Raw genomic sequence first — 25,870 nt, forward strand, 5'->3', positions numbered from 1 at the left:
TGAATTTTGGAAAAGCCTTATTCATCATTCAGCATTCATCGGGTGATGGAAGGCATCTTACGCTTTTCTTGTTGTTCTGATAATAGCTTCTTAAATCCATAAGTAAAATACCTTTATTTTAATATGAACAATAGAGTTTTATCTATAATAAAACTCGTAGCTTTCTATGAGCATAGCTATATCATTTGCAAGCCCTCAGTAATACTAGTTTTATATCTATGAATAGCTATTTACAGGAGAATCACCTTTGAAGCAAGCGACGCTGCACCAGTTAAAGGTATTCGAGGCGGCGGCACGACACAGTAGCTTTACTCGCGCTGCTGAGGAATTGTTTCTCACTCAACCTACCGTTTCTATGCAAATTAAGCAACTCACAAAATCGGTAGGGTTGCCATTATTTGAGCAAGTGGGGAAGCGATTGTATCTCACCGAAGCAGGACGGGAATTATTTGCCACTTGTCGGCAGATTTTTGAAAATATAGCCCAATATGAAATGAAGGTAGCAGATTTAAAAGGGGTAAAACAGGGACAATTACGCTTGGCAGTGATTACAACAGCAAAATATTTTATCCCACGTTTGTTAGGGCCGTTTTGCGAACTTTATCCAGGGATTGATATCTCCCTGCAAGTAACGAATCACGAACAAATTTTGGAACGGATGAGTAATAATCTGGATGACTTATATATTATGAGTCAAATTCCAGACAATATAGATGTGAATTGCGAGCCATTTCTAGAAAACCCTTTGATAGTCTTTGCACCAATTAATCATCCGTTATCTAAAGAAAAAAATATTCCGATACAACGACTGTCTAACGAACCTTTTATTATGCGAGAACCAGGTTCAGGAACTCGTCGTGCCGTCCAAAACCTATTTGAAGAACAAGGGGTGACAGTAAAAGTCAAGCTGGAATTGGGAAGTAACGAAGCAATCAAACAAGCGATCGCAGGTGGTTTAGGAATTTCGGTTTTATCGCGTCATACCTTACTGTTAGACGCTTCGGAGTTTAGCATTCTAGATGTACAACACTTTCCCATTGAGCGACATTGGTACATGGTTTACCCAGCTGGCAAGCAGCTATCTATCGTCGCTCGTACCTATTATGAGTATCTCCTTGGTGCGGCAAAGAATTTTGTAGAGCACAACACTGCTACTACTTCTAGTGCGCTTGAACCAACTCACGGGTAAAATAATTCGGAATTATAAATGACGTTAGCGATTCTTGGAGCATCATTACGAATTACCTAAAGGGGTTGACGGCTAGACGGGAAACATTGACAATTAACCAGCAGAATTATTAAAAATGGGGGAAAACTAGTAGTGGTTAACCCGGAAATACCGTCTTGGCGCAAAACAGTACAAAGCGAGATTGTAGCTGTTACAGTGTACTCTGACAGAGCATTGGTTACACGGCGTGGTGTAATTGATTTAACAGGAATTGAACAAGAATTAATAATTACCTCAGTACCAGAGACTCTGGAAACTGAGTCTGTCAGAGTTAGCGGTAAAGGGACGGTAGGGGTGCGCTTGGTGGGAGTGAGTAGCGATCGCATCTACACTACTGAACCAGTAGCCGAGCGAGTCGCACATTTGACAAGGCAAATTCAGCAACTAGAAGCAGAAAAACGCCACCTGCAAGCCCAGGTAGATGCTTTAGTGTTGCAATCTAGTTTTATTGCAGGCTTACGTGAAAAAACAGAAGAACCCTTTGCACAGAGTTTATCCCGTAAAAATCTCAGCCTCAGCGAAGCTTTAGATTTTTTGAACTTTCTCGGAAGCCAGTATAGTGAATATGCGATCGCATCTGGGGAGTGTAAAACCCAACAGCAAGAATTAGACAAACAACTGCAAGCACTCCGCGCCTCGTTGCAAAAAATCCAAACACCCCATCCCAAAGAGAGTTTTAGCTTAGTTGTAGGAGTTGAAGTTGCAGGTGAAGGCGAGTTTGAGCTAGAGCTTTCCTACCTAGTAAATCGTGCTAGTTGGAGTCCGCGATATGACTTGCGCTTTAGCACCACCAGCGATATTGTACATCTGAGCTATCTTGCAGAAATCACTCAAAGCACTGGTGAAGATTGGATTGGTGCAAATCTCACCCTTTCTACCGCTAAACCGGGATTAGGTACACTTCCACCCAAACTTGAACCCTGGTATATTGATGCCCCACGTCCACAACTAGTACGACAACGACGATTTTCTGCCCAGCCACCACTCCTGCCTACCATCGCAGAACAGGCTGCTCCTGCTGCCAGAGCAGATTGGCAAGGAGAAGATGAAGTTGCAGAGGATAGTCTCATTCCAGCAGAAACCGTTACAGCAGAAGTATCCAAAGAAGGAAGTGTAGTTACCTTTAAATTGAATGGAGGCGGTAATATTCCTAGTGATGGCGCACCTCATAAAACTACAATTTTCAATGATGATTATCCTTGTAGCTTCGATTATCTGGCAATGCCACGCTTAGTAAGTTTTGCTTATCTGCAAGCCAATGTAAAAAATAGTCCCAACGGTGCAACTCTGTTACCAGGCAAAGCCAATATTTTCCGCGACAATGTTTTTATAGGAACAACTAAGTTAGAAAATATTGCACCAGAGCAAGAGTTCAAACTGAACTTAGGAATTGATGAAGGGTTGAAAATAGAGCGCGACTTAGTTGAGCGTCTGGTAGACAAAAGATTGATTAGCAACCAGCGCCGGATTACTTATAGCTATCGATTGTTCATTACTAACTTACTAGACAAAGAAGTAAATCTAAAACTAACTGAACAATTGCCGGTTAGCCGTAACGAGCAAATTAAGGTGCGCCTCAGCCGCAGCAACCCGCAAATTCAACTTGGTGAAATGGGGATTTTAGAATGGCAGTTAACTCTTCTAGCACAAGAAAGAAGAGAGATATATTACCAGTTCAATGTTGAACATCCACCTGACTTAATGGTGGTTGGGTTAGATATTTAGAATCAACATGAGCATTGAACAGAATATTATAGCAGTTCTTAATTGGATGCAATAGGCTCTGCTTTGGGAAGACGGGAGTCAGAATATTCTGACTCCTGAGATGTTTGTCAGCGTATTTCATACATTTGAGAATCGCTATATTGTTTATTTAAACATTCATTTTTATTACAGCAGATTGCAAATGTAATAATATCAGTTTGAAAAACACTACAAAAATTTTTTGCAAAAATTCTATTGTAATTAAAGAATTGAAGCTCCTATTTTCATTAAACGCTGCTTACTAACAGCATAGCAATTTTATGTCTAAAAGTTCTTATTAACGCTTTCTTAATAATACCTTAAAGGCAAACTTTTACCATTCATTAGGTTTCTGAACTTTTGCTGACAGTATACTAATGAATTTATCAAGACGTAACTTCTTTACATTGGCTGGCGCGAGTGCTGTCGGTGTTACGATGTTTTCTCCTCTGGAAGCCTTATATGCAAGACGTGCTAATGGCCAAGTTGTCGGATTAACTGGTGGTTACGGCCCATTAACACCAAAAATGCCAGAAAATGCGGATGAACTTGTTGGTGTTGTTCGTAGTGGAATTAACTTGGGGACTACTCCCCTGCTTGAACTTCCCCCCGGTTTTAACTACACCGCAATATCGATTACTGGGCAACCTATGGATGATGGGACAATAGTACCAGGTGGTCATGATGGGATGGCTGCCTTTGCTGGGCCTAATAACACTACAATTCTGGTGCGAAATCATGAGCTAAGTCCTAGTTCTAATGGACTCAATGTGTTGCCGCGATATGACCAGATTGGAGGAGGTACAACGACGATTGTTGTAGGCCCTAACCGTCGGGTGAGAAAGCAATTTGTTTCTCTAGCAGGGACTATTCGTAACTGTGCTGGAGGACCGACTCCTTGGGATTCCTGGATTAGCTGTGAAGAAAATCTGACTCTTCCTGGAACGGGTGGAGCTATGAAAAGGCATGGCTACAACTTTGAGGTTCCAGCAACAGCCGACATTCAGGTTGCCGATCCGATTCCCCTTGTGGCAATGGGTCGCTTTAACCATGAAGCTGTCGCAGTTGATCCAGAAAGCGGATGGATTTATGAAACTGAAGATGACGGAGCTAGCTGCTTCTATCGCTTCCGTGCTGATGTCCGTCCTACTAAATATGGCGATCTTCAAACTCGTGGTGATGGAATACTTGAGGCCCTGGTTATTGAAGGTGCTCCTCAAGATACTCGCAGGAATTTTCTTCAATATAAAAATCAACCATTATCAGTTAGGTGGGTAAAGATTGATAATGTTGATCCTGCTAGCAATAGTGCTGCTACTTCCGTGCGGCAGCAGGGGCAAGATAAGGGTGCAGCCATCTTCGCACGTGGTGAAGGTGCTTGGTATGGCAATGGCTTAATCTACTTTACCTGTAGCAGTGGTGGCGATGCAGGGCAAGGGCAGGTTTTTGCTTATAAACCTAACAATAATGACCCCAACAGTGGTACTATCACCCTGGTTGTGGAGTCTCCCGCAGAGAATATACTCAATTTCCCCGATAACATTACTGTGGCTCCTTTTGGAGATATCTTCTTGTGCGAAGACGGTAGCAATACTGAATTCGTGATCGGCGTTACCCCAGAAGGCGATCTGTATAGGTTTGCAGCAAATGCTATTAACGGCAGTGAATTCGCGGGTGCTTGCTTCTCACCTGATGACCGCACAATGTTTGTCAATATCCAGAGTCCTGGAATTACCTGTGCGATTTGGGGCCCTTGGAGCAGAAACCGAACATAAGATTAGTTACATCTAAGTGATTTGATCATTTGCAGGGGTGCTCCAGTTTATTCTTGGAGTAGCCCTATTCCTGCGAGGTTTTGGTTAAGATTGTAAGAAGACAATATGTTTACTTCTGGTTTGACCAGAAACCTTAGAATTTGAAGGGTTACATTCGCTTGATGGTGAATATCAAGCGTTGGAACCCAATCCACAAGGCTGGTTGTGAAGTCAACAGCTAGGTTTATATTTAGGTGCTTATCAAGAAAAGTTAGGCTTTTTTACGCCTGGAGGAGAACTAGTTCCGGCACCAGAAGAAGTTGCCCAACAGGCTGAACAACAAAAGCAACGCGCTAACCAAGAGAAACAATGCAGCGATCGCTTGGCGGCAAAACTGCGAGAATTAAATATAGATCCCCAAACACTATTTAACCTCCGCGCTGTCTTGCTTTTGCCTGTTGGCGCGAATGCTATGGATCTTCAGGAAAAACCCATTTTGGTGGTTCTGTCATTTTTTTCCGCAGGCGTTCTTGTGCCAACTCCAACATTTTGTCTAAGGGAGTCTCTTCAATAAATTTTGCAGCGGCCTCTCTAAACTCGATATTGGGGCATTTATCCCCTAAAACACAGCCGTTAACACAGGCTACAGCGCAGTTAATTTTTTGCTCCACAATAAATTCCTCTCTTTAAAAGTTATGAGCAGAGACGCGATTAATCGCGTCTGTACAGGAGTTATAATTTTCACCTTTAACTCTTTACTATCAGGCATTATCCTCCAGGTAAATTTTACCTTGCCAGTTGCCATCCCATTAGTCTAAATACTTACCATTTAGAAAGTTATCAGTTATGAGTTATGATTTTGACTCCTAACTTCTCACTCTTATGAAAGGCGCTCATGTCAGAAGTTTTTGCTACTACTGGAACTATCGCTGCGATCGCTACTGCTGTTGTCCCTCAACAAGGTAGTGTTGGTATTGTGCGGGTGTCTGGTTCTCAAGCAATGGCTCTAGCCCAAACTCTTTTTCACACACCAGGGCGACAAGTGTGGGAAAGTCACCAGATTCTCTACGGTTACATTCGACATCCCCAGACGCAACAACTGGTAGATGAAGCCCTGCTGTTGATTATGAAAGCACCCCGTTCTTACACCCGTGAAGATGTGGTGGAATTCCATTGTCACGGGGGAATTATGGCAGTGCAGCAGGTATTACAACTGTGTCTGGAAAACGGCGCTAGATTAGCCCAACCAGGAGAATTTACTCTCCGTGCATTTTTGAATGGACGATTGGATCTAACTCAAGCTGAAGGTATTGCTGATTTAGTGGGAGCGCGATCGCCCCAAGCTGCCCAAACTGCCTTAGCTGGTTTGCAGGGGAAATTAGCTCATCCGATCCGCCAGTTACGCGCCAACTGTTTAGATATTTTGGCAGAAATCGAAGCTCGAATCGATTTTGAGGAAGACCTTCCTCCGTTGGATGATAAAGCAATAATATCAGAAATCGAGAAAATTGCCGCCGAAATCACTAGTTTAATAGAAACCAAAGACAAAGGTGAGTTGCTACGCACTGGCTTAAAAGTGGCAATTGTTGGGCGGCCCAATGTGGGTAAGTCGAGCTTATTGAATGCTTGGAGCCAGAGCGATCGCGCCATCGTCACTGACTTACCCGGTACAACCCGCGATGTGGTGGAATCTCAGTTAGTTGTCGGGGGAATTCCCGTACAAGTCCTAGATACAGCAGGGATTCGGGAAACCACAGACCAAGTGGAAAAAATTGGCGTAGAGCGATCGCGTCGTGCCGCCAATGCAGCTGATTTAGTCTTGCTTACCATCGACGCTTCAGCAGGTTGGACAGAAGGCGATCAAGAAATTTACGAACAAGTGCAACACCGTCCATTAATTCTAGTTATTAACAAAATCGATTTAGTAAAAGAATACGAAAGAAAAAATCTTCAATCCCAAATTCCAAATTCCAAATCTAAAATTGTTACAGCAGCAGCCAAAAATCAAGGCATTGATAGTTTAGAAAAAGCAATTTTAGAGATAATTAAATCTGAAAAAATCCAAGCTGCTGATATGGATTTAGCCATTAACCAAAGGCAAGCAGCAGCCTTAACTCAAGCTAAAATTTCCTTGGAACAAGTAGAGGTAACAATTGCCCAGCAACTCCCTCTTGATTTCTGGACAATTGATTTACGTGGTGCAATCCAGGCATTAGGAGAAATTACTGGTGAAGAAGTAACGGAATCAGTTTTAGATAAAATTTTTAGCAAATTTTGTATTGGTAAATAAACCAAAATAATTCTAATTTTGCTAATTTTACTAAGTTGGTGAAGCAAACCAAACCCAATATCTATCCTAATTTGTATTAATTGTTACTATTGTCAAATCCTAAGTTTATATGTCTTTGATCAATGAAGTTAATCCTGTCAATGCATTGATTGTGGGAGCCAGCCAAGGTATTGGTTTGGGTTTTGTAAAAAAATTGCTACAAGATGACAGAATAGCCAAAGTTTATGCAACTTCTCGTCAACCAGAGTCAGCCTCTGATTTAATAGCTCTTGCAAGCGAACATTCTGGGCGATTAATTTGTCTTAAGATGGATATTACTGACGAGTTGCAGATTATTGAAGCTGTTCAAAAAATACGTACCCAAGTTGACAAACTGCATTTGGTAGTCAACTGTGTAGGACTATTGCATGAAGATACTTTGCAACCTGAAAAAAGCTTAAGACAGATAAATTCAGAAAATTTGCTGCGCTACTTTCAGATAAATAGTATCGGTGCTGTCTTGCTAGCTAAACATCTATTACCTTTATTCCGTCATGGAGAACGCAGCGTGTTTGCCACTATTTCTGCTAAATTGGGCAGTATTGGCGATAACCAACTTGGTGGATGGTATGGCTATCGCGCTTCTAAAGCAGCACTCAATATGTTGATGCGAACTGCGGCAATTGAGTATAAAAGAAGCTGTCCTAAAGCATTCATAGTGACATTGCATCCTGGTACAACTGATACGCGTCTTTCCCGGCCTTTCCAGGGAAATGTAGCTGCGGAAAAATTATTCTCAGTGGAACGCACCGTTATCCAATTACTGACTGTTATCGAACAGCTTCAAGAAGGCGATAGTGGACAGTTTTTCTCGTGGGATGGAAGCAGATTGCCTTGGTAACTGCGTTACGCTGGTGCTAGTGAAATTTACGTTATTTGTAACCAAAGCCTATGAAGTTTTTTGTGCCAGCAGCTAAGGATGATATCAAAGCAGAGCAGGTGTATAGTGCGATCGCTCAGTCTGTGAAAGCACCAATAACCGAAAAGCGTATTTGGAAGTTACAGTGGCGCGATCGCGAAATTGATATGGAATGCGAGGTAGGTAAACCCTTACCATCCTCTTATCAAACCGGGAAAGAGTTAGTTATGGCAATATTTGAGTGCGAAAACCTTTATAAAATTTGTACTCTTACCCGTGGAGGAGTAAAGGGAGAACCTATCTTGGTTGGCAAAAACTCTGTATCCTCAGCAACATATTTTTCAGATAATATACATAACTGACTCTTTAATATGCGATCGCTCTGGTAAGATACAGTGATCAAGCCTCAGTACTGAAAGCTAAGAACTGGGAAACTCTAACTCAGTGCTTCCCCGTGCTAACTTTGCTGTTTCAGGTGGTAGGTGTCGCTCCAACCAATCTTCCAAATCAGCCATTACCTCAGGGTAATTGAGGTCGCTCTGAATTTCGTGATAGGCTCCCGGATACTCAATTCTTAGCTTATCTTTGCACTTTACCCGTTGGTAAAAGATATCACTTCCCGCAGGTAAAGCAACTCGGTCTGCACCACCGTGGAGAATCAACAATGGTAATTGCCAATCACCTGCATGAGCATTAATCCAATCAACTGTTGCAAAGAATTCAGTAGCTAGACGGGCTGTGGCAAGGGTATGTCGCAGCTTATCTTGGGCATAGGCAGCTAAAACCTGCTGATCTCGTGAACCAGCACTCAGGTCAATGCCTGTATTCAGGGTGAAACGCGGCCACACCCGTGAGAGCATTTTTCCTAAAAGTACCCGGATAGGTGAAACCCCGACTTTCCCCAAGGTTGGCGCTAAAGCGATCGCACCCTGCAAAACTGATGCTTGTTGGGGATAGCGCAGAATGTAATCTAAAACGATCACCCCACCTAAACTATGACCCAAGAGAAAAATTGGGCATCCAGAATTCTGAGTCTGAATTAACTCTAAGAAAGCTTTTAAGTCTTCTCGAAACTCACTCCAAGCGTTGATATAGCCTCGCTGACCTGGTGAGCGTCCATGACCACGCAAGTCTAAGGTGTAGACAGCATATTGTTTGGGTATCAAATGCTGAATTACATTACTGTAGCGATCGCTGTGCGCTCCAAGTCCATGCACAATGGCTAATATTGCCCGTACTTTACCCTTTGGATGCCAGCTTTGGTAATACAGGTCAAGTCCTCCAACACCTTGGAATGTGCCTTCTCTACGAGACGCTACGCGATCACTATGGTCAATCATAGGGTTAATTTTTTACGTATTTTCCCAGCAAGTTACTAACATGTCAACAGTCATTGTAGTAAAAATAGCTTCTGGCTATGGGAATAATTACAGTGAATTGAGTTATCCTTATGTATTTAAAATATCGATAAAATAATTCCACAGCTTCTAACCGTGGGTTGGTTAATAATATGACCTCAAGAATTATGATTTATTCATGAATTCAAAGAGGTTTTTATCAAAAGTTCTTCTAGGGAATCTGTTCAGGAAAACCTAGCTGATGGGGTAACTTCCGAAGTTCATGCCGACTCAAAATCCAACCATCAGCAGGAAGATAGTACACAATTAAAAAGTTTGACTGCTGCAAGTATCAAGCGGGTAAAAGAGGGTGTAGCTGCGGCTGGCGATCGCGCTGTTCGCCAAATTATCGAAAAAACTCTCAATCGCTTGGAAGGTATTAATCAGGGACATTCGGAACCTAGAGCCAACTCTGGGCTGCGTCGTTTTGTAATGCGATCGCTCATCCATTCCTTTTTCAAGGTACGGGTCGAACACCTCGAAAGAATACCTCAGGAACCTGCAATTCTAGCTGTCAACCATCTCCACCACATCGATCCCTTACTCCTCTTAGCCGAACTCCCTACCCAACCCCACTATTACATCCTGGGCGATGCCCGTACTCTCTATAACAAGTGGTGGAAGCGCCTAATCCTGGGTTTTGCGGGGGGTGTGATTCCTTTGGAACGGGTGTGGAAAGAAGAAGTTGCTGTTATGGAAGCGGCTAAAGCAGGAAGGCAAGATTTAGTTGAACTAGCCGCAGCAATTAAACAGACAGTACCGACAGGGGAAGATATACACACACTGCGACAAATAGACCGCATTATTCTGGCAATTTTGACTCGTGGAGATGGGATGATTCTCTTTCCTGAAGGACGACTAGGAACTGCTGAGGGTAAGTTGCATCTCCCTTTGAAACGCGGGACTGTAATTTATGCCTTGCGGGCTGGTGTACCGATTATTCCAGTTGGGCTAATTGGAACTCATGACCTTTATTTGGGAAAAGAGTTAACAATTCGGGTAGGTGAACCGTTACATTTTACCCAAACAACCAGACCAAAGCGCCAGGAAGTGGACGTAGCTTTAGAAATGTTACAGAATGCTATGCTGGCTCTGTTGCCAACTAACTATCAAGAACCAACAGGATTAAAGCTGTTACGTTCTTTCCTAAATCACATGTTGTGGTAAGAGATTATTGCTCTAAAAAGTTTGTAACTTTGAAATTTGATGTTCCCTCCCAACAGTGGTTTAAAAATGCGTTTACTTGAGCATCTGCCGAGTCAGCCGATTCCCTAGATGCATTAAACTGGACTGCTGTCACAATGTACTCAAAGATAATTACGAACTCCTTTTGAGGTGAAATTCTTTCAACTACAATTGTTTCACCTATCTTAGGGATTTGAGGTATATTTACCACAAATGTCTCAACTTTTGGTTTATCTAGTGGATTTTTGAAATTGAAGTATTTACAGTAAACAATAATTTTCACTTAGATAACCACCAATAAGATTATAGATAATCAAAATTATCCTTTAATTGAAAAAATGTAAATATTATAATAGTTTTTTAAAAAATATCGATCAGCTTATACCGATTATCCAAAATTAGGCTACAGCCATAAAGCTGTAAACCAAACTAATATTTGGCGAAATACGAATTACGAATTACGAATTACGAATTAATATTATTTCCCCTGCCATAGTTGCCGTAACGACCTAAAAATCTTTACAAATCTCTCTTCTAGCCAGAGCATAGCATAATCAACCCATTCCAAAAGTTGCTCTAAGGGGTGCTTCTCATAGCCCGTTGAAGTTGCTTTGGTTTCTATCCAGTCTGGTTGTGCCTCAACTTGACTGCTTTGATGAAACTGTTGTTGCAACATTTCCCCTTTACGACTCTCGCTTTTAGTTTGGGAAATACTGGTTCGGGTTTGTTTTGCAGAGGCAACTTTTCCAGATATTTTTTGACTTGAGGCGAGATTACTAGTTAATTGTTTCCTTTGCACCAAGCCAGATTTAACTTTAGGTTGTTTTACAGTCAAATTATTTTGTGAAAAATTTCCTACTGATAAACTTGAGGCGAAAGCAGGATTTTTTCTTTGAGAAAGTGTAACTGGCTTATCAGCAATTATTTCAGTATTACCAAATAAATCATTCCACGTTAGCCAAGGATCATCTGTTAAATCCTGATTCTGCAACTGACGGCTTTTGGACAAGGCTTTTCTAAGGCGTGAAGATAATAGTTTACCTGGCAATCGCTCATCACTGGTTGTTGGCTCAAGTGTTTTTCTATTACCAACACCAAAAAAGTAATTAAGCGCAGCCTCAATCAAAGCCTGAAGATTCAGTGTATGAGTTTCCAAACCATCAGCAGTAGTTGCAATTTCTCCCTTAACAGCTAATTGCTCTTTGCCATAAAGAAATATGTTTAACTGAGTTTGGGCAACTTGGACAATTTCCTGGCTACGTTCTTGCACAGGTACTAAAGCATTTGATTCCAACTTAGCAACGGCTATATCTAGAAATGCTAATAATTTATCTGTATTAATGAAATCTTTTAATATCCCCTCAGCTAAAACTGGCATTTTAGCTGTATTCCCATCAGTAAGCTTTGCTAATAAACGGTCAATTTGTGGTAACAGCTCCGTTTCTTTTCTAGCTGTAATCAATTGCCTTTCCTTCTCTACGAGAGGCTGCACCAACGGAACGCTACGCGAACGCGCAGCGTCTCGTAGAGAAGACTGCCAGTAATTAGCAACTTCGCTAATAATTCGGTCTTCTAATTTTGCCTGCTGTTGAGGTGTTAAAACATCTAAAATTTCATTGTCGGTAGTAACAAGTACTAAACTACGATTCATCAAATTTGTGGCGATTCCCCGCACTACTGGAAGATATTGTTTGAGAGCGTTCTCTAGCTGTGAAGGGTTGATACTTCTGGCTTGATTCTCTGTAATATTTGATGATTCTGTAAGACTAGCGTTATTTGTAGAGTTATTATCAAGGAATTTCAGCCGCAACACTCCCAAAAAAACCAAGGGATTGAAAGGTTCAGATGTTTTCGTAAGAGTAGAGGCGGGTTCATCAGATGACAGATAATTGACTGCCTCTAGTACATGTTGAATGGGACTATCAACATTTGGAATTTCGGACTGGAAATCGGTATCATTTGGTTGTAACTTTAGTCTAGTTTGTGGTTCTTTGGTCTGTAGCGTTTTCCCAGATGATTCAGATGACTGAAACAGTAGATACACTGGGTAAAGTAGTACCTCCACACCCCACTTAGTAGCAACTTGCAAATGCCGGAAGGTGTGTTCCCACTGTTCTGTCACCCGCCGAGATTGCTGGTGGACAAAGTTAAATAGTCTGCTTTGATAACGACCAGAAGAACCAGAAGACATAGTAGTAATTTTTTAGTTCAAGTCTTGTTAAGTTGTGAGACTCGCGCCAAACAATAAAAACAACCAACACCTCATCTTAGCGAAAATATGACCCCGACTGTCTCTCAATCCCAGACCAAATTTATCTCCCAAGCAATCGAGCAACTGCGCTCTTTTTGTCAAGTTAATCTTCAGTCTACATGGCTATATCAGGAATCTGACCTGATTATTACTGATGTTGTAGCTGCTGATTTGTCTCATTGGCAACCTGTTCAGTTGAATGCTAAAGAACATATCGCTTGGACAGGCGGTAAAAAAGTGCTATGGCTAGTGCAAAGATTGGTGGTTCCCCAAGATTTACAGGGCTATCCCTTAGCTGGGTTATCTTTGCGGTTGGCGCTGGTTTGGTGGGCAGATTCTGCTGAGATTTATGTGAATGGGGAGTTAGTGCTGGAGGGTGATTTATTTGATTGTTCGCCTAGAGTGCTTCTGGGTCGAGGGGTGACACCAGGGGAAGAATTTACTGTGGCTTTGCGGTTAGTGAGTCCGGGACATTGTGATGGTGCTTTAGTACGATCGCTCCTAGTTTATGAGTCTACTGTTGATAATAATCCCGATCCGGGTTTTGTGGCTGATGAGTTAGCTGTGCTGCAACTTTATTTGGAACGGTTTGCGCCGGAGAAGCTGGAAGTTTTGGCGGCGATGGTAGGGGAGGTTACGAACCGCAGAGGCGCAGAGGACACAGAGAAAGAAGAGTTGGTAAGGTCATTTTTATCTTTACGCCAAAACCTAATTCATTCCGATATATTAGCCCCCCTTTTGAAGGGGGGTTGGGGGGATCAAAAATCTAAAATTTTCTTATTGGGTCATGCTCACTTAGATTTAGCATGGCTATGGCCTGTGAGTGAAACTTGGAATGCGGCGCAAAATACTTTTGAGTCGGTTCTGAAGTTACAAGAAGATTTTCCTGAGTTAATTTTCTGTCATTCGACTCCCGCACTTTATGCTTGGATTGAAGAACATCGCCCAGATTTGTTTCAAGCGATTCAAGCACAGGTAGCCGCAGGACGTTGGGAAGTTATCGGTGGGATGTGGGTGGAACCGGAACTTAACCTGATTGCTGGTGAATCAATAGTCCGTCAGCTATTGTATGGTCAGCGCTACATCCAAGAAAAATTTGGTAAGCTTTCAACTGTGGTGTGGGTTCCAGATACTTTTGGTTTTTGTGCAACTTTACCGCAGTTTTTCGCTAATGCCGGAATTGAGTATTTTGTCACCCAGAAGTTGCGGTGGAATGATACTACTAAATTTGATTATGGGGCTTTTTGGTGGCGATCGCCTGACGGGTGCCAAGTCTTTAGTTTGATGTCTGCACCTATCGGTGAAGCTATAGACCCAGTTAAAATGGCATCCTATGCTCTTGAGTGGCAATCCCAAACTGGTTTACCAGAATCTCTCTGGCTTCCCGGTGTCGGTGACCACGGCGGCGGCCCCACCCGTGATATGTTAGAAACCGCCCAACGCTGGCAAAAGTCGCCTTTCTTCCCAAACTTAGAATTCACAACGGCTGAAAAATATTTACAGCAAATTGTAGAGACGCGATTCATCGCGTCTGTCAGTAATTATAATTCCCCCCCTGCCTCCCCTGCTCCCCCTCCCTTCCCCACCTGGAATGACGAACTATACTTAGAATTCCATCGCGGTTGCTACACTACTCACGCAGATCAAAAACGTTGGAATCGTCGTTGTGAAAATTTATTGTATCAAGCTGAACTATTTGCTACCTTGGCAACCGTAAGCTGTGGTGTGACGTATCCTAAAGCAGAAATCGAAGCAGCTTGGAAGCTGGTGTTATTTCAACAGTTTCATGATATTTTACCTGGTTCTTCAATTACCCAAGTTTACACAGATGCGTTGCCCCAGTGGCAGCAAGTGGAACAAATAGGAACGAAGATATTACAAGAATCACTTTTAGCGATCGCATCTCACATTACCCTATCAGAACCACCAAAACCCGATAGTTTGCCTATTTTCGTTTTCAATTCTCTCAATTGGCAACGTTCTGAGGTAGTCTCTGTAGCCTTACCCACACCAGAAGAATGGCAGATTTACGACACTTCTGGAAAGCAGCTTGTCTCCCAATTATCTGAACCATCCATCCTACTATTTCTCGCAACCGAAATTCCACCCATAGGCTACCGCATATTTTGGCTTTCCCCCCTATCTCCCCCATCTCCCTCATCCCCCCTCCTCCCAGACTGGATTTTAGAAAATGAATTCTTGCGAGTTGTTATAGACCCTGACACCGGAGATTTATCAAGTGTTTTTGATAAAACTTATCAACGAGAAATTTTAAGTGGGGCGGGGAATCAACTACAAGCTTTTAAAGACAGTGGTCAATATTGGGATGCTTGGAATATAGACCCCAATTACGCTCAACATCCCTTACCCTCAACAAATCTTCTATCTATTCAGTGGTTAGAACAAGGCCCTGTGCAAAGCCGTGTGCGCGTGGTGCGTCAGTTGGGTGAATCGGAATTTTGCCAAGACTATATTCTGCAAGCTGGTTCACCTCTGCTGAAAATAGCTACTACCGTTAATTGGCAAGAAAATCATGTATTAGTGAAAGCTGCTTTTCCCCTCAATTTTGAAGCAGACTTTGCTACATACGAAATTCCCTGTGGCGCAATTCGCCGCCCAACTAAACCGCAAACCCCCGCAGAACAGGCAAAATGGGAAGTTCCCGCTTTGCGTTGGGCTGATTTAACAGGAGAAACACAGGAGGGTATTCACGGTGTTAGTCTGCTAAATGATTGTAAATACGGTTACGACAGCAAACCGAATCAACTCCGCCTGACACTGCTACGCAGTCCTAATTGGCCAGACTCAGAGGCTGATAGAGGTTTTCACGAGTTTACATATACCTTGTATCCTCATGCTGGTAGCTGGGAATCAGCCCATACAGTACGGCGTGGCTATGAATTGAATATCCCATTGCAAGTGATATTGAATCCACTTACAACTCACAACGTAAACGCCCCGCTACAGCTAACAGCACTGGCTCAACGCACCGCTACCGCTAACAGTACTATTGAAGGGATGAGGTTTCTAGATTTATCAGATGAAAATTTAATCTTGATGGCCTTGAAGCCATCCGAGGATGACCCACAACAATTAATCCTGCGGTGTTATGAATGTCACGGAGAAACAGCCGAGTTATCTTTGCAAACTGATTTAGGGTTGAATCTAGGAGATAAAGTAGATTTGTTAGAGCGTTCCTCTACTACTGAATTCTCATCTGGGCAACAAATCTTGACGATACAGCCTTGGAAAATCGCCAGTTTCAAGGTAGTGCCAGCAATTAATCCCAGACTTGGATAAGTCAATACAGACCTAACCCCCAGCTCCTTCTTCCCTTGTAGGGAAGGGGAGTAGGATTCAAAGCCTCTCTCCTAAAAGGAGCTAACGTGTACACACAAGTTGAATTACCCCCCTTAATCCCCCCGATATATTGGGGGGAAAAAGAAATCTAGTTCCCTCCCCAAAGCATCGGCTACGGTGTATACATAAGTTTTCTAGAGTTGCGCCACAGGCTTCTTATCCCCCCAACCCCCCTTAAAAAGGGGGGCAAAAAGCTCTCAAAATCCCCCTTTTTAAGGAGGATTTAGGGGGATCTAGGACGATTTTGGTTTTCTAGAAAGATGTGTGTACACCGTAGCCTAAAAGGACAGAGGTCTAGCTGTACTAGCGGCTGACTCCTAACTCCTGTACAGACGCGATTAATCGCGTCTCTCCAAACTCCTAACTCTTTTAATCTTCGTGGTCATCAAAAGGATCGTTCAATTCCTTGCTAGGAGGGCCAAAGGAGGTATAAATCGAAATTCCGGTGATGGCAACCACTACGGCAGCCATAGAAATGCTAAGAACTATTGCGGGTTCCATAATTGAGAGATAGATTATGAGTGCTATTCTTATAGAATATTACAGAAGATTAAAAAAAGCTTTGGCAAGTAATCTTAGGTGAACTATGGCGCAAAGGACTAGGTTGGGAGATATCCTGAAACCACTTAACTCTGAATATGGGAAAGTGGCTCCAGGTTGGGGTACTACCCCTGTGATGGCTGTTTTTATTTTGCTATTTTTTGTGTTTCTGCTAATTATTCTGCAACTTTACAATAGAACACTGTTGGTTGAGGATGTAGTAGTCGATTGGCGGAGTTTAGGACGCTAATAGATACACAGCTATCAAGTTTGGATAACAAGTTAAGTTACACCCGGTACTTCCGGGTTTTTTTGTAGGTTGTTATTTGCTACTGGGCAAGAAGGGGCGCAAGGCCTTGCGCCCCTTCTAGAAATAATTTGGGATAATTTATTTTTTGCAAGTCCCTTGAGGAACGTAGCAAGATCCCACAGGGTAAAACAATATTTCCAGGGCTTTGTTGGATTGCGCTTTGTTTAACCCATCGCAATAGTTAAAGAGCTTAGATTTGCTTAAGCTGAACTACTATCGCAAATTCACTGGCACTGCTAATATCAACTATAGTTTTGTATAAACACTATTTAGACTAATTGTTACAGCAGATTTCAACCAACTTGTTCACGTACAAAACCTAAGTCTGATAGCCTTGCGTTCGGGAGCATCTTGAGCAAAGAGAACGACTAGAAATTTCCGCCTATACTCAAATCTTAGCCGGGTTAAAATACGAAAAAGACTTGATTAGAAACTTGTTTCGGGAGGGTATGATGCGCGAATCAGTTATTTATCAAGAGATTCTCGCTGAAGGGGAACAACGAGGAGAACAACGAGAACGATCGCTCATTGTTCGTCAAATAACTCGGCGCGTGGGAGAATTACCCCAAGAAGTGCGTGAGCAAATTGAAAGCCTCGACCTAGAGCAATTAGAAAATCTCGGTGAAGCTTTGTTAGATTTTCAAGCGATGCCTACGGCGGTAAACTACGCAGATTTAAAAACTTGGTTCAATACATTAGAGCAGAAGGGCCAATAATAATATATGAGTCTATGGTAGTGGTTCTATAGTTGACAGGAGACAAAAATGAATATATTTGGTATCGGTTTGCCGGAAATGGCTGTAATTATGGTAGTTGCATTGTTAATCTTTGGCCCAAAGAAGCTGCCAGAAATTGGTCGGAGTGTGGGCAAAACAATTCGTAGTTTCCAAGAAGCTTCTAAGGAGTTTCAAACCGAGTTTCAAAAAGAAGCAGAACAGCTAGAAGAAGTTGTCAAGACTACTGCTGAACTGGAACCTAAGCAAATCTATCCTGCTAAATCTGAGCAGGATACCGCTAGTTCTTCGCAACCTAGCTAGTACCGCTACGCGGAAGTCAAAAGTCAAAAGTCATGAATGCTTTAATTCTGGACTTTTTGGCTGTAATGAAATAGTAGGTTTATTTCCGCCTTTACCTAAGTCGGAGAGAAGGCTCCCGCCATAATCAAAAATTATGGCGGCGAGATGAATCGAGGGCGAAAAACGAGGAGCGATCTTTGCAATCCCCCGCTATATCAGGTACTCCTGATATAGCGGGGGGAGGATGTGAATAGGAGAATGCTGGATATCAATTGACTGTAGGCAAAATGACAGAAGCTGTTAAGCAACCAGCTTTGGTGATTCCCCAGCTAATTGTTGGATTGGGGAATCCAGAAAGCAAGTACGACCAAACACGCCATAATATTGGCTTTGCTGCTGTAGAAACTCTCTCCCGTTCTTGGCACATTTCCTTAGCAGAAAACCGCAAGTTTCAGGGTGAGTATGGCGAGGGTATAGCCCCAGGTAGAGGTAAGATCCGCTTGCTAAAGCCGTTAACTTATATGAATCGCTCAGGACAAGCAATCCAAGCAGTAACAAGTTGGTATAAATTGCCGCCTGAGTCAGTGCTGGTGATTTATGATGATATGGATTTGCCCTTGGGAAAAACTCGTCTGCGCTTATCTGGTTCCGCTGGAGGACATAACGGCATGAAAAGTGCGATCGCACATCTTAGTACCCAAAACTTTCCCCGTTTGCGAATCGGTATTGGTAAACCCAAAGGTGCAGCTAATAACGATGATTCTGATGCTGTTTCTCATGTGCTGGGGCGATTTTCTGCTGCCGAAAATCAGCAGATGTCTCTTGTACTTCAGTTCGTGGTTGAGTGTATTGAACTAAGCCTCAAGCAGGGAGTAGAAAAGGCGATGAATATTTGTAATAGCCGCACCATTAATAATTCTGAGTCTTAGGGTTGGATGAATACTATCCTATAAGCTTGGCAAAGGCTCTTATGTTGGTTTGATGGGCAGCGATTTTAGCTTGCTCCATCCAACCGAGATAAAGCCCTTACGCCTTCTTTGCTTAGGAAAAGTGACTCATCTACATCCTAATTTGGGGTGCGGCATAGTTTGCTTAATTTTTGTAAGAATAATGGCAATCGCGTTGTTGCCTGTTTTAGGTCATAACCTCAAGCAACGCCACTACCAAACCAAGTAAGTTTAGTTAAAACGTCTTTTGCGTCTAGCTGCCACTGCCTTACGTTTGCGCTTTTCTATTGGTGTTTCAAAGTGCCGATGATATTTTACATCAGCTAATATCCCAGCTTTGGAAACCTGACGTTTAAACCGACGCAAAGCTGAGTCTATTCCTTCGTTCTCTCCTAGAACCACCTGGGTCATTCTTGCCTATTCCTCATAATGAATAGTTTCCATTGTAATAGTAGCCTCAACCTTAGTAAAACCCCCCTGAGCTAAAGTCATGATTAAGAGGCTATTCGTCTAGTTGAGGCTAGTTGTGTGTGCTTCTAGATTGTGAAATTCGCATTTAACTAAAAGTTAATCTAACTGCCCTAATGCGCTCTCCGCGGCAGTAAAGAAGATGGCAAAATTGCAATGTCAAATTTTCCTGACTGTAATATTAACTGGCGATAAATGTAGTCTTGGCTACTATAACAATCCTAAGCGATTCGAGAGAGAGAATATCCCCAATTTTTTAAATAAATCGCGGATAATGTGACTTTTAATTCTTCGCAATCTTATCTGATTGCTATAGCAAATATGAGAAAATATGATTATGTTTGCAGATTTTAGAAGTTGATTCTGCCCTCATTAAATAATTTATATCCGGCTGCTAATGCTGCAAAACCAACAAATAAATTCCATAAGCTAGTTGATCGGAAAATTACTCCACCACTGAAAAAAACTAGTACTATGCCAATACCTAACAAAATCCACCCAAGCTGACTAGCTTCTCTGCGAAAAAACACTAATGTAAACACACCTGACATGATTGCTAATACGGAAACAGTAGCAGGTAATCTACTGGAAAAAGGTAGATAGTAACCGCTAACAAATATTATATTTTGACCAAAAAAGTATAAGCCTGTAAAAAGTAGGATTAAACCTATAAGTCTGATTAACAGTCTGCCCATAATATTTGTATATTTATAATGGCTGAAGCCAATTTTAATCCGATTATACTGAAGTTTCTAAAATATTACTAAATTTTACGTAAAAAAAATAATTAAATTTAAGTAAATATACTGATATTTTGTCTCCCGTAGTTTAAGATACCAATACAAGTAATGTTGGTTACATGAAGTAGTCCTTGCCAGCGTTTTATCAAGGTGCTTTAATAGCGATCGCATTCCGCAAATAGAAAATATGTACAAGACGCGCAGCGACTCGACATCAGACATCGCTGCTAGTGTTCATAAAATTACAGACTCAAAAGATTAAACTCAAAGATATGACAAGCTAGTAGCATATCTTTGATACTAAATTCGCCCAAAAGCTGAATAGGAGCATATATGGAGCCAATCATTGCTATAGTCTTAGCGCTTATAGGTTATGCCTTAGGTTCTGCAAAACTGATTAATCAAGGTAATGAAGCCCTAGTCGAACGCTTGGGGCGGTATCATCGGAAACTTAAGCCAGGGCTGAACTTTATTGTTCCCTTGGTAGATCAGATTGTGATGGAAGATACTACACGAGAGCAGTTTTTAGACATCAAACCTCAGAATGTGATTACCCAAGATAATATTTACGTGGAAGTGGATGCTATTGTGTACTGGCGTATTAGAGATATTGAAAAAAGCTTTTATGCTATTGAGGATCTGCAAGGGGCACTGACACAGGTAACCACAACCACGCTCCGGGAAGTCATTGCCCAGAACACCCTAGAGCAGACCAATGTCTCCAGATCGGAGATGGACTCAGCTATCCTAGACCAGTTAAATAATATAACAGCAGATTGGGGAGTTGATATTATCCGGTTAGACCTTCAGAGAATTACCCTACCTGAGAGTGTACGAAAGTCTAGGGAAGAGGAGCAAGCCGCTGTAATCAAAAAACGGGCGCTGATTACCGAAGCAGAAGGGGAAAAGGAAGCCGCCATTAAAAAAGCAGAAGGAACTATGGCTTCAGTGCAAATCATTTCTCAAGCTCTGCGTTCCAATCCTGACAGTAGAGACATTCTGCGGTATCTTGTAGCTCAAGATTACGTAGATGCTAGCCAAAAACTTGGTGAGAGCAATAATGCCAAAATTGTCTTTGTAGACCCGGCTAACTCAAGTGAAATGTTTCAAGAGTTGATAGCTGAGTCAGTAAATCAAGAAGGTAACGGCAAAAAATCCGAAAACGGTAATACTTAAGAGTCATGCTGTGGATCTTGTCTCAGTAGCGCATCGGCTACTAGTGAAACATCGCGCATTTCTTGAACATCGTGAACTCGGAGGATATCAGCGCCATTAAGAATAGCAGCACAACAAGCTGCTGCCGTTCCCCAAACTCGTGCTTTGGGATCAGGTTGATTTAAAATCCGACCAATGAAGCTTTTACGAGATGCTCCTACCAAGATAGGACAGTTGAGTCTTGTTAGCGATCGCAGGCGGCGAAAAATTTCTAAATTTTGCTCATAGTTCTTAGCAAAGCCGATACCAGGATCAATAATAATTTTATCCAGGTCAATGCCCGCAGCAGTTGCTACCCCAATTTGCCTCGCCAAAAAACTATAAATTTCTGTGAGCAAATCTTGATAATCAGTCTGTTGTTGCATTGTCTGTGGTGTTCCGCGGATGTGCATCAAAATAATCGGCACACTTAACTCTGCCACTGTTGGCAACATTTCTGAGTCAAAAGTGCCACCAGAAATATCATTAATAATATCCGCTCCAGCTTCTACAGATGCCCTTGCTACAGCAGCACGGGTTGTATCTACAGAAATCGGGACTGAAATTTCTGGTCTTAGCACCTGTAACACCGATAACACCCGGTCAAGTTCCTCCTCCAGAGTTATTTGCTTTGCCCCTGGTCGAGTTGATTGACCGCCCACATCGATAATGTCAGCACCAGCAGCCACCAGTGCTTGCGCCTGCACTAAAGCAGCAGAGGTAGTGTTAAACTCACCCCCATCACTAAAGCTATCAGGCGTTACATTCAAAATGCCCATTAAATAAGTCCGCTGTCCCCACTCGAAACAGCGTCCCCGAATTATCAAGTTGCTTGGCATAAATCTACATTGCTATGTAAGGCATTAGCCTCACTGTGGGCATTCCCATGCAGGGCATGGGAACGAGAAGAAAGCACATCACACTGACTGAAAATTCACAATCCGAGCGAAACTCTCAGGTTCCAAACTTGCTCCTCCCACTAAAACACCATCAATTTCTGGTTGAGCCATGATCTCATCAATATTATTCGGCTTGACTGAGCCACCATATTGAATTGATACATTTGGATTACTCAACTGGCTACGAATTAAGCCAATTATCCGATTCGCCTCCGCTGCTTCACAGGTATCACCAGTACCAATCGCCCAAATTGGTTCATAGGCAATCACCAAATTATCCTGATCAATATCTACCAACCCTTTGTCGAGTTGGAGAGAAATCACTGATTCAGTTTCTCCCGCATCACGTTGTTGTTTTGTTTCGCCAACACAGAGAATTGGGGTCAAACCAAACCTTTGAGCCGCTCGGAGGCGTAGATTAACGGTTGCGTCTGTTTCACAAAAGAATTGCCGTCGTTCGCTATGACCGACAATCACAAAGCGCACACCACTTTCTGTCAGCATTGGGCCAGAAATCTCACCCGTATAAGCTCCATATTCTTCCCAATGGATATTTTGTGCCCCTAGTTGGATAAGGCTACCGTGCAAAGTCTTGGACAAAACGCTTAAATCAGTGAAAGGAGGGCACAATATCACTTCTCGCCCTTGGGGCGTTTCCTCTAAGTGGGGCAGAAATCCTCGTAGAAACTCTTGGGTTTCTGCCTGGGTTTTGTACATTTTCCAGTTGCCGGCAATAACGATTTTCCGCACAGGTAATTTAGTCAAGATCCTAACGAGTTATTTAGATGCATTTTTCAGTTTATGACTTTTTGTTAGTCATTAGTCATTAGTCATTGGTCATTGGGTATAGGGTATGGGGTAAAAATTATTCTTCTCCTGCTACCTCTGTCTTATCTCGCCAAACCCTTGCTAAAAATAACTAGGATGGTAGAGGGGGTGTATCTAAAATCTAAAATCCAAAATCTCAAATTAATATGACTTCGACATTGCCTGTGCCTGAACCTCATCAAAGCGATTCCGCTAACACTGACCCAAATTCTCTGAGTTGGGAGGAAGAACTAGATAGTGCCATTTTCAGTTTTGAAGATATTCAGACGGAACTGAACTATAAACAAGCACAAACGGCGCTGCGAAACTTGGTGACCAATCTTGACCTCACCCCCCAAGAAAAAACCGGATTGGAGACAGAAATTGCGGATTTGGAAACCATGCTGGGGAAGTTAGACCGCATGGTGGTGCAGATTGCAGCTTTTGGCATGGTGGGACGTGGTAAGTCTTCTCTACTCAATTCTTTGGTTGGGCAAACAGTATTTGAAACTGGGCCGCTACATGGTGTCACTCGTGCTGCACAAAGAGTTAATTGGAGTATTAGTGAGGAAGCGATTGGGGAAACTGAACGTGCTTTGCGAGTCACTCTGCCTGGTGTAGGTCAATCCCAGGTGGAATTAATTGACACGCCTGGGTTAGACGAAGTAGATGGTGCAACCCGTGCCGCATTAGCTGAACAGATTGCCAAACAAGCAGATTTGATTCTGTTTGTGATATCTGGCGACATGACAAAGCTAGAATATGCCGCTCTTTCTCAGTTGCGGGAAGCAGGTAAACCGATTATTTTGGTGTTTAACAAAGTAGACCAGTATCCAGAAGCAGACCGGATGGCAATTTATCACAAAATCCGGGATGAAAGGGTGCGAGAATTGCTCACGCCTCTAGAAATTGTCATGGCTGCGGCATCGCCATTGGTGAAGACGGCGATTCGTCGCCCTGATGGTACTAGGGGCATACAGTTGCGTACAGGTAATGCCCAAGTTGAGGAACTCAAGCTGAAAATCTTGGAGATTCTACATCGTGAGGGAAAAGCTTTGGTTGCCCTCAATACCATGCTTTATGCCGATATCGTAAATGAGCAGTTGATAGAACGAAAACTGATGATTCGGGAGGTGAATGCCAATCAGTTGATTTGGAAGGCTGTGATGACCAAGGCATTAGCGATCGCACTTAATCCCGTAACTGTGGTAGATATTCTGAGTAGTGTGGTAATTGATATTGCTCTAATTTTGGGTTTATCTAAACTGTATGGCTTCTCTATGACTGAAGCCGGGGCTGTACAACTGCTACAAAAAATCGCCCTGAGTATGGGCGGCATCGGTGCGAGTGAATTGTTAGCAAATTTGGGCTTAAGTGGATTAAAAACTTTACTTGGGATCTCTGCAACAGCTACAGGTGGCATTGCGCTAGGCCCTTATATATCGGTAGCCATCACCCAAGGGGGAGTAGCTGGTGTTTCTTCTTACGGGATTGGACAAGTTACCAAAGTTTATTTAGCCAATGGCGCAACTTGGGGGCCTGATGGGCCGAAAGCAGTGATTAATCGGATTTTGACAAATCTGGATGAGACTTCAATTCTCAACCGCATTAAAGATGAATTACTCTACAAAGTAAAACTCAGAAAGTGATACATAGACGTGGAATAAATAAGGTTCGGTGAGCCATGTTCGTTCCTAGAAGCTCCTTGCTTCTCCTGTTCAGAGACGCTGCGCGTAAGCTTGCTTTAACTAATTCGTAATTACGAATTACGAATTACGAATTATTTCAACTGCTTGTATTTTGCTCAAGCCAAGCGACTAAATCAGATACATTCGTAAAATCTAAAAACTCTTCTCCTAATTGTTCCAATTGTTCAGTAGATAAAACTCGAATTCTCTCAAATATTGATGAATCTATTTCTCCAAATCGGCGATTTAACTGGCGATTTAAGAAGCGAAAAGCTTCTTTTTGTTCTCCCCTTTGTTCTCCTTGATGCAAAATATCTTGATAAATAACTGATTCTTGCATAATATCTTCCCGCAATAATTGACGAATAAAATCTTTCTCAAACTTTAATCCTGCTAAAATCTCCGTGTAAGCAGCAGTATTTTGTTTGGTCTCGATATTTGGAATTTTAGCAATTTCCTCGGCAACTTGCGATAATAACGCCTGGGCTGAATCTGTTCGCGTTAACGGTGCTAAAGGTAATAACGCCAGATTGCTAAGAAATAGTGCTGAATCTTGCTCCCACATTCGGATAACTCGATAACGGTGGGTTGTGACTTCGCTGACATATTCTTCGGTAAAAGCAATTTCGTCACTTGTCTCTTGTAAGAAAATCACTACCTGCGTAACAGGAACTTGATATTTCCGTGTCAATCGGACATAGTAATCTAGCATCCGCAGAGAAATTGGTTTTTGGGATTTGATTGTGGTTTGAAATTCTAGGTGTAAAATCCGATTTTCCGTTTGCAGAAATGTTACTGAATCAGCACGTATCGGTTCAATGCTTAATTCGGTTTTTAAGATTTCAATTGTTCGCGGTTCTTGATTTAATAACCAACGAGTAAAATCACGGGGGTATTTTTCTGCGAGTATTTTACAAAGGTTGTCATATTCTGCCATCTATATAGATTGCATCTGATGTTATTGATTATTTGAAAGACCATGGGTACGACGGGCTATTCTACGTCGCAGCTTGATTTGAGCACATTTTTTATAGTGACATGTATTTAGAACTCGGAAGTTCGACCTCTGAACTTGGAACTTCGACCTTTGAACTCGGAACTTCGACCCTTAAACTCGGAACTTCGACCTTTAAACTCGGAACTTCGACCTTTGAA

General features: G+C 42.3%; 23 protein-coding genes and 2 pseudogenes. 15 read left to right on the forward strand and 10 right to left on the reverse strand.

Translation table 11 applies throughout. From position 1 onward, the window contains the following. The first annotated feature begins 247 nt into the window (after positions 1-247). From ACEYW6_RS01990 to ACEYW6_RS02005, 4 genes and pseudogenes are all read left to right on the forward strand, one after another. Positions 248-1,189, forward strand: a complete 942-nt coding sequence (locus ACEYW6_RS01990; protein WP_412978407.1) for a LysR substrate-binding domain-containing protein — start codon at positions 248-250, stop codon at positions 1,187-1,189. Positions 1,190-1,321: 132 nt separating this feature from the next. After that, entirely contained in the window at positions 1,322-2,953 is a 1,632-nt protein-coding gene (locus ACEYW6_RS01995) for a mucoidy inhibitor MuiA family protein (protein WP_412978408.1), read from the forward strand. Positions 2,954-3,348: 395 nt separating this feature from the next. Beyond that, on the forward strand, positions 3,349-4,746 hold the full coding sequence (locus ACEYW6_RS02000) for an alkaline phosphatase PhoX (protein ID WP_412978409.1): 1,398 nt from the start codon (positions 3,349-3,351) through the stop codon (positions 4,744-4,746). A gap of 110 nt (positions 4,747-4,856) precedes the next feature. Further along, positions 4,857-5,152, forward strand: a pseudogene (locus ACEYW6_RS02005) (Uma2 family endonuclease); the annotation flags it as partial. Positions 5,153-5,195: 43 nt separating this feature from the next. Here ACEYW6_RS02005 and ACEYW6_RS02010 read toward each other — a convergent pair. After that, the gene (locus ACEYW6_RS02010; RefSeq protein WP_012410641.1) at positions 5,196-5,396 is read right to left on the reverse strand and encodes a hypothetical protein; all 201 of its coding nucleotides are present in this window, start codon (positions 5,394-5,396) and stop codon (positions 5,196-5,198) included. 224 nt (positions 5,397-5,620) lie between these two features. Here ACEYW6_RS02010 and mnmE point away from each other — a divergent pair, with 224 nt between their 5' ends. From mnmE to ACEYW6_RS02025, 3 genes are all read left to right on the forward strand, one after another. Beyond that, the gene (mnmE, locus tag ACEYW6_RS02015) at positions 5,621-7,015 is read left to right on the forward strand and encodes a tRNA uridine-5-carboxymethylaminomethyl(34) synthesis GTPase MnmE (RefSeq protein ID WP_412978410.1); all 1,395 of its coding nucleotides are present in this window, start codon (positions 5,621-5,623) and stop codon (positions 7,013-7,015) included. A gap of 109 nt (positions 7,016-7,124) precedes the next feature. Continuing rightward, positions 7,125-7,895 (forward strand): SDR family NAD(P)-dependent oxidoreductase, encoded by a 771-nt coding sequence (locus ACEYW6_RS02020; protein WP_412978411.1) that lies wholly within the window; start codon positions 7,125-7,127, stop codon positions 7,893-7,895. Between the two features lie 62 nt (positions 7,896-7,957). Beyond that, a complete protein-coding gene (locus ACEYW6_RS02025; protein WP_412978412.1) occupies positions 7,958-8,275 on the forward strand; it encodes a hypothetical protein in 318 nt (105 codons plus the stop codon). A gap of 57 nt (positions 8,276-8,332) precedes the next feature. Here ACEYW6_RS02025 and ACEYW6_RS02030 read toward each other — a convergent pair whose 3' ends face one another. Beyond that, complete coding sequence (locus tag ACEYW6_RS02030; protein ID WP_412978413.1) at positions 8,333-9,253, reverse strand: alpha/beta hydrolase; 921 nt, start codon at positions 9,251-9,253, stop codon at positions 8,333-8,335. Between the two features lie 333 nt (positions 9,254-9,586). Here ACEYW6_RS02030 and ACEYW6_RS02035 point away from each other — a divergent pair, with 333 nt between their 5' ends. Next, positions 9,587-10,477, forward strand: a complete 891-nt coding sequence (locus ACEYW6_RS02035; protein ID WP_412978414.1) for a lysophospholipid acyltransferase family protein — start codon at positions 9,587-9,589, stop codon at positions 10,475-10,477. Between the two features lie 4 nt (positions 10,478-10,481). Here ACEYW6_RS02035 and ACEYW6_RS02040 read toward each other — a convergent pair whose 3' ends face one another. Both ACEYW6_RS02040 and ACEYW6_RS02045 read right to left on the reverse strand, forming a co-directional pair. Further along, positions 10,482-10,778, reverse strand: a complete 297-nt coding sequence (locus tag ACEYW6_RS02040; RefSeq protein WP_412978415.1) for a hypothetical protein — start codon at positions 10,776-10,778, stop codon at positions 10,482-10,484. A 195-nt stretch (positions 10,779-10,973) separates the two neighbouring features. Then, positions 10,974-12,686 carry a hypothetical protein gene (locus tag ACEYW6_RS02045; RefSeq protein ID WP_412978416.1) on the reverse strand — a complete coding sequence of 571 codons (1,713 nt, stop codon included), beginning with the start codon at positions 12,684-12,686 and terminating at the stop codon, positions 10,974-10,976. A gap of 87 nt (positions 12,687-12,773) precedes the next feature. Here ACEYW6_RS02045 and ACEYW6_RS02050 point away from each other — a divergent pair, with 87 nt between their 5' ends. Next, complete coding sequence (locus ACEYW6_RS02050) at positions 12,774-16,046, forward strand: alpha-mannosidase (protein ID WP_412978417.1); 3,273 nt, start codon at positions 12,774-12,776, stop codon at positions 16,044-16,046. A gap of 429 nt (positions 16,047-16,475) precedes the next feature. Here ACEYW6_RS02050 and psbN read toward each other — a convergent pair whose 3' ends face one another. Beyond that, positions 16,476-16,607: a photosystem II reaction center protein PsbN gene (gene psbN, locus ACEYW6_RS02055; protein ID WP_012410654.1), complete on the reverse strand. Its 132-nt coding sequence runs from the start codon at positions 16,605-16,607 to the stop codon at positions 16,476-16,478. 85 nt (positions 16,608-16,692) lie between these two features. Here psbN and psbH point away from each other — a divergent pair, with 85 nt between their 5' ends. The 4 genes and pseudogenes from psbH (at position 16,693) to pth (ending at position 18,901) form a co-directional block, all read left to right on the forward strand. After that, entirely contained in the window at positions 16,693-16,896 is a 204-nt protein-coding gene (gene psbH, locus ACEYW6_RS02060; protein ID WP_109011888.1) for a photosystem II reaction center phosphoprotein PsbH, read from the forward strand. 410 nt (positions 16,897-17,306) lie between these two features. Beyond that, positions 17,307-17,672, forward strand: a pseudogene (locus ACEYW6_RS02065) (DUF4351 domain-containing protein); the annotation flags it as partial. 48 nt (positions 17,673-17,720) lie between these two features. Continuing rightward, positions 17,721-17,993, forward strand: coding sequence for a TatA/E family twin arginine-targeting protein translocase (locus tag ACEYW6_RS02070; RefSeq protein ID WP_190891154.1), 273 nt, complete (start codon positions 17,721-17,723; stop codon positions 17,991-17,993). 266 nt (positions 17,994-18,259) lie between these two features. Then, on the forward strand, positions 18,260-18,901 hold the full coding sequence (gene pth / locus ACEYW6_RS02075) for an aminoacyl-tRNA hydrolase (RefSeq protein ID WP_190891156.1): 642 nt from the start codon (positions 18,260-18,262) through the stop codon (positions 18,899-18,901). Between the two features lie 249 nt (positions 18,902-19,150). Here the strand turns inward: pth and rpsU are convergent, their stop codons facing one another. Both rpsU and ACEYW6_RS02085 read right to left on the reverse strand, forming a co-directional pair. Further along, positions 19,151-19,330 (reverse strand): 30S ribosomal protein S21, encoded by a 180-nt coding sequence (gene rpsU / locus ACEYW6_RS02080; protein ID WP_190891159.1) that lies wholly within the window; start codon positions 19,328-19,330, stop codon positions 19,151-19,153. 407 nt (positions 19,331-19,737) lie between these two features. Beyond that, the gene (locus ACEYW6_RS02085; protein ID WP_412978418.1) at positions 19,738-20,082 is read right to left on the reverse strand and encodes a hypothetical protein; all 345 of its coding nucleotides are present in this window, start codon (positions 20,080-20,082) and stop codon (positions 19,738-19,740) included. Between the two features lie 378 nt (positions 20,083-20,460). Here ACEYW6_RS02085 and ACEYW6_RS02090 point away from each other — a divergent pair, with 378 nt between their 5' ends. Beyond that, a complete protein-coding gene (locus ACEYW6_RS02090) occupies positions 20,461-21,303 on the forward strand; it encodes an SPFH domain-containing protein (RefSeq protein ID WP_190891163.1) in 843 nt (280 codons plus the stop codon). On the opposite strand, the gene folP is transcribed toward ACEYW6_RS02090, so the two are convergent. Further along, positions 21,300-22,160 carry a dihydropteroate synthase gene (folP, locus tag ACEYW6_RS02095; protein WP_412978419.1) on the reverse strand — a complete coding sequence of 287 codons (861 nt, stop codon included), beginning with the start codon at positions 22,158-22,160 and terminating at the stop codon, positions 21,300-21,302. The genes ACEYW6_RS02090 and folP overlap by 4 nt on opposite strands. A 78-nt stretch (positions 22,161-22,238) precedes the next feature. Further along, entirely contained in the window at positions 22,239-22,970 is a 732-nt protein-coding gene (gene tpiA, locus ACEYW6_RS02100) for a triose-phosphate isomerase (protein WP_412978440.1), read from the reverse strand. A 224-nt stretch (positions 22,971-23,194) separates the two neighbouring features. Here tpiA and ACEYW6_RS02105 point away from each other — a divergent pair, with 224 nt between their 5' ends. After that, a complete protein-coding gene (locus tag ACEYW6_RS02105) occupies positions 23,195-24,676 on the forward strand; it encodes a GTP-binding protein (RefSeq protein ID WP_412978420.1) in 1,482 nt (493 codons plus the stop codon). A 136-nt stretch (positions 24,677-24,812) separates the two neighbouring features. Here the strand turns inward: ACEYW6_RS02105 and ACEYW6_RS02110 are convergent, their stop codons facing one another. After that, positions 24,813-25,652: an Rpn family recombination-promoting nuclease/putative transposase gene (locus tag ACEYW6_RS02110; RefSeq protein ID WP_412978421.1), complete on the reverse strand. Its 840-nt coding sequence runs from the start codon at positions 25,650-25,652 to the stop codon at positions 24,813-24,815. Between the last annotated feature and the right edge of the window lie 218 nt (positions 25,653-25,870).

Origin of the sequence: Nostoc sp. UIC 10607, from assembly GCF_047228265.1 — a bacterium.
In the GTDB taxonomy this organism is placed as follows: Bacteria; Cyanobacteriota; Cyanobacteriia; order Cyanobacteriales; family Nostocaceae; genus Nostoc; species Nostoc foliaceum_A.

Excerpts from the sequence above, each read along its gene's own strand:
- psbN (WP_012410654.1), bottom strand. The coding sequence starts at position 16,607 with ATGGAACCCGCAATAGTTCTTAGCATTTCTATGGCTGCCGTAGTGGTT.
- ACEYW6_RS02000 (WP_412978409.1), top strand. The coding sequence starts at position 3,349 with ATGAATTTATCAAGACGTAACTTCTTTACATTGGCTGGCGCGAGTGCT.
- mnmE (WP_412978410.1), top strand. The coding sequence starts at position 5,621 with ATGTCAGAAGTTTTTGCTACTACTGGAACTATCGCTGCGATCGCTACT.
- psbH (WP_109011888.1), top strand. The coding sequence starts at position 16,693 with ATGGCGCAAAGGACTAGGTTGGGAGATATCCTGAAACCACTTAACTCT.
- ACEYW6_RS02110 (WP_412978421.1), bottom strand. The coding sequence starts at position 25,652 with ATGGCAGAATATGACAACCTTTGTAAAATACTCGCAGAAAAATACCCC.
- ACEYW6_RS02030 (WP_412978413.1), bottom strand. The coding sequence starts at position 9,253 with ATGATTGACCATAGTGATCGCGTAGCGTCTCGTAGAGAAGGCACATTC.
- ACEYW6_RS02020 (WP_412978411.1), top strand. The coding sequence starts at position 7,125 with ATGTCTTTGATCAATGAAGTTAATCCTGTCAATGCATTGATTGTGGGA.
- pth (WP_190891156.1), top strand. The coding sequence starts at position 18,260 with ATGACAGAAGCTGTTAAGCAACCAGCTTTGGTGATTCCCCAGCTAATT.
- ACEYW6_RS02045 (WP_412978416.1), bottom strand. The coding sequence starts at position 12,686 with ATGTCTTCTGGTTCTTCTGGTCGTTATCAAAGCAGACTATTTAACTTT.
- ACEYW6_RS02050 (WP_412978417.1), top strand. The coding sequence starts at position 12,774 with ATGACCCCGACTGTCTCTCAATCCCAGACCAAATTTATCTCCCAAGCA.
- folP (WP_412978419.1), bottom strand. The coding sequence starts at position 22,160 with ATGCCAAGCAACTTGATAATTCGGGGACGCTGTTTCGAGTGGGGACAG.
- ACEYW6_RS02090 (WP_190891163.1), top strand. The coding sequence starts at position 20,461 with ATGGAGCCAATCATTGCTATAGTCTTAGCGCTTATAGGTTATGCCTTA.
- ACEYW6_RS02085 (WP_412978418.1), bottom strand. The coding sequence starts at position 20,082 with ATGGGCAGACTGTTAATCAGACTTATAGGTTTAATCCTACTTTTTACA.
- rpsU (WP_190891159.1), bottom strand. The coding sequence starts at position 19,330 with ATGACCCAGGTGGTTCTAGGAGAGAACGAAGGAATAGACTCAGCTTTG.
- ACEYW6_RS02070 (WP_190891154.1), top strand. The coding sequence starts at position 17,721 with ATGAATATATTTGGTATCGGTTTGCCGGAAATGGCTGTAATTATGGTA.
- ACEYW6_RS02105 (WP_412978420.1), top strand. The coding sequence starts at position 23,195 with ATGACTTCGACATTGCCTGTGCCTGAACCTCATCAAAGCGATTCCGCT.